This window comes from Desulfovulcanus sp., from assembly GCF_982781345.1.
On sequence record NZ_CEYAEZ010000166.1, the window covers coordinates 1 to 1,316 of the forward strand.

The 1,316-nt window shown below is 31.2% G+C and carries 3 protein-coding genes; all 3 read right to left on the reverse strand.

What is annotated here, in order from left to right:
* Window positions 1–172: 172 nt before the first annotated feature.
* Window positions 173–511, reverse strand: a complete 339-nt coding sequence (locus AC3WVG_RS11955; protein ID WP_488798343.1) for a hypothetical protein — start codon at window positions 509–511, stop codon at window positions 173–175.
* On the reverse strand, window positions 495–1,043 hold the full coding sequence (locus AC3WVG_RS11960) for a LemA family protein (protein ID WP_488798344.1): 549 nt from the start codon (window positions 1,041–1,043) through the stop codon (window positions 495–497). Before AC3WVG_RS11960 ends, AC3WVG_RS11955 begins: the two co-directional genes overlap by 17 nt.
* A 78-nt stretch (window positions 1,044–1,121) precedes the next feature.
* On the reverse strand, window positions 1,122–1,316 hold a 195-nt coding region (locus tag AC3WVG_RS11965), incomplete at its 5' end, for a hypothetical protein (protein ID WP_488798345.1).

Sequence of the window (1,316 nt, forward strand, 5' to 3'; positions counted from 1 at the left end):
GCTGTTCAACTCTTGCGAATACTTGGAGCAACGAGGAATAACTGCAAGTGGTTTTTGCGAAGCAAAAAATTCCGAAGAGTTACTGGGAAGCCTTGGACGGCGGGACGCAGTCCTTTTTTATAAGAGAGAGTGCCGTTGTATTTTTTGTTTTAGAGTTGGGGGGCTGTATTTTTTAATCAAGGTATTCAAGTAATTCTTTTCCTTTTTCAGTATGATTTAGTAATGCCCATAAAATTACACCAATAATTATAATTAGAATTGTATGTTTTCCAAGTATGTCTGACAACAAATCAACACTTTTAAGTTTCCATGAGGAATCCTTACAAAAAAAGTTAATCACTGAATTGCTATCTTTCCCAAATAAAGCGAAAGGAATAGAGATTAATGCACCAATTAAACAACCCACTGCAAAAGAATTAGCTAAAGCTAAAATAATTAAAAGAAAAATTATTACGAAGCTAAACGGTTTTTGTAAAGCATTCTTTATGTTTTTTTTATTCAAGACTTGCATCTGGCTTTCCAAAGAATTCTTTTTCTTTAAATCCAAACATTTTACCGATTATGTTTGATGGAAATTCTTGAAGTTTAACATTAAAAGCACTAACTCTCCGATTATATAATTTTCTTTCTCTAACCAATTCCCTTTCAACCCAACCAATACTTTTTTGAATATTTTGGAAACTCTTATCAGCTTTTAATTTAGGATATCTTTCTTGAACAACTAAAAGTTTTGATAACATACCCTCCAACATATTTGCAGTTTTCATCTTTTCATCTACATTAGTTGCCTTGCCCCATTGTGAACGAAGTTTTGTTACTTCTTCAAATGTGCCTTTTTCATGTGAGGCATAACCTTTAACAACTTCTGCTAATGCAGGAATTAAATCAAATTTCTTCTTTAAGTGAACTTGAACATGGCTTGTTTGTCTTTCAGCATTCATTCGTAAATTGATTAATCTATTGTAAGTTTTGTAAATATAACTTCCAACAAAAATTACAGCAAGAGCAGGTATCCCAATTCCTAATATTAGACCTATATTCATTTTTTGTCCTCTGAAAATTTAAGAGCTTTCTTATAATATTCTTCTTCTTTGTTCATATTCTTTGGTTTGATTTCAGCTTTAAAATACTTTACCATTTTTTTTATTGCTTCCTGTTTTGTTTTTAGATTGTTCACTAATTTGTAAATCTCCACAATTCTGTCTTCTTCCTCGCTCAAATCTATTTGTATTTTTGTAATTTTTCATCTTGTAACCCCATATAACAAGGTAATATATGGTGGTATATAAACCTTTTGTTTTTGCTTTCAGCCCCCA